The following is a 3562-nucleotide window of genomic DNA, read 5'->3' as shown; positions in this document are numbered from 1 at the left end:
CGTTGCTGCCGGGTTGCCAGTTCCTACTCGGCCCGGTCAGCCATGACCGTCGCGAACACGGTCTCGCGTTCGCGGTAGGCGTCGTGCATGGCCCGGTAGCTGGCGGCCAGGATCTGCTGCCGGGTAGTCGCGTGTTCGTCGCCGCGGTCGGCGGCTGCCTTTGTTTCTGCGTCGGCGCGGATGGCCCCCAGGTGGGCTTCGCGGGCGCCGAGGCGGACCTGGCGAAGTTCGTCGCCGACCCATTTCGGCGCCCAGGCGGTTTCGATGGGATAGGTGTCGCGCAGGTGCAGCAGGGTCCCGTCTGGCAGGCTACGGACGTCGGGGCCGTCGACAGGGCTCAGAGCGGCGAAAGCTTCGTGCCAGGCGGCCCGTTTGTCGGGCTCGCCTGCTGTGGGTTCGGGTCCGATCGTTTCGGTGGGGTGGTCGTGACTGCAGAGTTCCCGGTACGCGCCGATTGAGCTGGCCTGGCGCTGCCACTGGAGCAGGTCTCGCGGGTCGTCAGGGACCGGGCCCAGTGCGTTGACCGCCCACGGCAGGGCGTTCTCGGCGGCGTGCTCGCCGATTCGGGTCTTACGTGCGTCCATCATTTCGGCGACCTGAGCAACGAACGCGTGCCGTTCGGGATCAGAAATGTCAGGCAACTGCTCGCACCAGGGGCCGGGCGGGAGCGGGACGAGCGGGTTGACACGGCGCCGCAGCCGGGCGTCGATGACGCTGGGCACGTCCCGGGCGCCGATCAGGGCCCGCTCGCCGATGGCGGCGGTCAAGGCCTGGCCGGGGTCCAGGCCGGCTAGTTCGGCGGCGCGCATGGTGCGCCACAGCCATTTGGCCTGGTGACTCGGCTCCTGCCGGTATTCCAGCGGGAGCGCGTCGATGAGCAGCTGCCTGTATCTCTGCTCGCTCGCGGGAGTGATCTCGGCGGTCCAGATGGCGTGCAGGATCGCCAGGTGGTCGGCGTTGGACAAGGCTTGCCGAAACGTCTGAAGTGCGGAGAGCTGCTGGCCGTCTCGTTCCAGCACGTCGGACAGCACGCCGAGCGCGTCTCCGGGCCCGGCTGTTTGGGCTGCGTCAAGAGGCGCGCTGTCGGGTTCGGCGGCGAGGCGGTCGTAGCGGGCCAGTTCGGGGGCCGGGCGCGGGCCTGGTGCCGGGTCGGCGATCTTCGGGGACAGGGTGAATACGTAGGCCATGTTGGTGTCGGTGCCGCGGGTCAGGGCGACGTAGGCGTGCTGGCGGTCCTCGGTGCCGGTGATGACCGCCAGGCCGGTGTGCACGGTGCGGCTTTGGGCGACGTGGTCGGTGACCGCGTAGCCGAGTTCGCTGTCGTGGTAATCGGCGTACAGGAAGTTCCGGTTCGTCCACCGGCGCTGTCCGGTTCGCGGGTCGGCGTCTAGCGCCAGACGTACGAGCAGGCCGCCCGGGGTGATTGCCTCGATGCGCAGCAGGTCGCCGTTCGCCAGCGTCCTTCCGGGTTCGCCTGCGTGGACCGTGTGGTCGTTCTTGGTGCAGACGATCAGGTCCCCGATGCTGGCTTCGGCTCCGTCGGCGATGCGCACCGCGGCATCGGCGTGGACGATGCCGAGGCGGATCAGGTCGTCGCGGATGCGGCGGGATAGTTCCCGGCGATGGCCGTGGTCGGCGGCCATGAGCAGGGTGTCCGTGTCGTCGAGGGTGAGCGCGAGGTAGGCGGCCGCGGCGGCGTCCATCATCTGTTCGGGGTCGCCGCCGATGATGCGGCCGTGCTGGTCGTATTCGGCCAGGACCGAGGTGTCGCCTGTGCGCAGGCGCAGGCTGGCTGCCTGTTCCCATCCGGCGCGGAACCGGACCGGGGCGGCGAGCTGCAGGTATCCGAGGGCGCTGGCGAGCAGTGACATGGCGCCGCCGTTTTCGACTGCCTGCAGCTGGCCGGTGTCACCGGCCAGGATCATCTTCGCGCTGCGTTTCTCGGCCAGGCTGACGATGTCGGACAGGTCGGGGGTGGGGATCATCGAGGATTCGTCGACGAGCAGCAGGGTGCCTTCGGTGATCTCGAGCGGGCCGCGGGCGCCGCGCTGGCCGGGCAGGTGGCCCAGGAACTGTGCGGTGTTGTACGACTCGGGAACGCCGGCGGCCAGGGTGTTGCGGGCGGACTGGGAGGGGGCGATCCCGATGACCGGGCCCCGGCCTGCTGCGGCCCAGACACGGGCGGCTTCGGTCATGATCCGCGTCTTCCCGGACCCGGCTGGGGCGTTAATGACGGAGACGCGCTTGCCGTCCGTTAGCACCGACAGGATAGCGGCGGCTTGGTCGGGAGTCAGCCCGGTTCGTTCGGGATGATGGGGAGCGTGGTGGGCGCGGGCGGCCAGCGTGTCCGCTAGCTGTGCCGGGTCGGCGCCGAGTGCTCGCGCGGCTTCGGCGCGGGTCAGGCGCGGCGCGGTATCGGCGCGGGCTTGCGCGAGGAGGCGTTCTTCCATGGCCAGCTGCGCGCGGGTGGCGTACCGGACGCCGCCGTGCCGCTGGTAGATGCTGCGCCCGTCGGCGCGCAGCAGGCTGCACGGCACCTCGACGCATTCGGGCGCTTCCAGGCAGATCACCGGCTCGAACTCGCCGCGCAGCGCGCGGTCGGCCAGGTCCTCGAGCAGGGACGCGGCGGCGGCCGGGTCCATGCCCGTGCGAGGGAGAACGCGGCCCAGGTACTTGATCAGGTCGGCGCGGGTCCAGGTGCTCTTTTCCTGCTGGGCCAGCGCGACGGCCTTCTGCGCGGCGCGGGCCAGCTCCACCAGGCCTGATGGTTCCCGGTCGTACGGGCGCGCGACCGCGTGCGCGCCGGTGTCGTGCCAGACCGACGGCGCGACTTGCGCCAGCGGGACGCCGAGGGTGCGCGCGAGCTTGTCTGCCCATCCTTCGTGCAGTTGCGCGAAGTCCAGCGCGCCAGCGTGCTTGGCCTCGCGGGTGGTGAAGTTCGACGCCTGCGCGAGCTGGGCGAGTTCGCGCTGCGAGGGTTTGCGTCCGTAGCGTTGCTCGAAGCGCGCGGCGCGGGCGCGCAGGTCGGCGGTGATGGACTCGCGGCGCGAGGAGAACAGGCGCATCATCTGGCCGGAGATGCCCTTGATCTCGAAGCCGTGGCCGTCGTCGCGGGCCACCCATTGCACGCCGAACCGCTGTGTTAGCGCTTCTTCCAGGTGCTGGGAGACGATCGCCGCGACCGCGCCGATGTGCTCGTTGTAGCCGAGGGAGTCCGGGGCGCGCCACTTGCCGTCGAGGGTGGTCCGGGCGGTGTGGGCGATCTGGGAGTGGACGTGCAGCTGCATGTCGCCGTCGCGGGAGGTGTGCTGCAGCCAGTGCGCGACCGCCAGGTCGGCCTCGTGCCACTGGCCGGTCTCCCGCCCGTTGACCCGCGTGTGGTGCGAGCCGGTGCGGGTGTAGCCGGCCTCTCGCTGGAAGTAGGCAAAGCCCGCCCAGGTGGCCTGCCAGATCATGTCGTCAACCTCGGCGACCAGGGCGGACCAGTAGGCGTCTCCTGCCTGGTCGCCGGCCTCGCGGGCCAGGCGGGCGTTCTCTCCGAGGGAGGCATGGAAGATCGAGA

Annotated in this window: 1 protein-coding gene; it reads right to left on the bottom strand. The window is 70.7% G+C overall.

Features of this window, described 5'->3' with window-relative positions:
- Positions 1 to 23: 23 nt before the first annotated feature.
- Positions 24 to 3562, bottom strand: a 3539-nt coding sequence (locus Q1N79_RS18550) for an AAA family ATPase (protein ID WP_300610587.1), incomplete at its 5' end; no start/stop codon positions are given.

The sequence above is a fragment of the Trebonia sp. genome, from assembly GCF_030042015.1.
Lineage (GTDB): Bacteria > Actinomycetota > Actinomycetes > Streptosporangiales > Streptosporangiaceae > Trebonia.
Note: the sequence above shows the minus strand (reverse complement) of the source record. Positions and strands in the feature narration are given on the sequence as shown.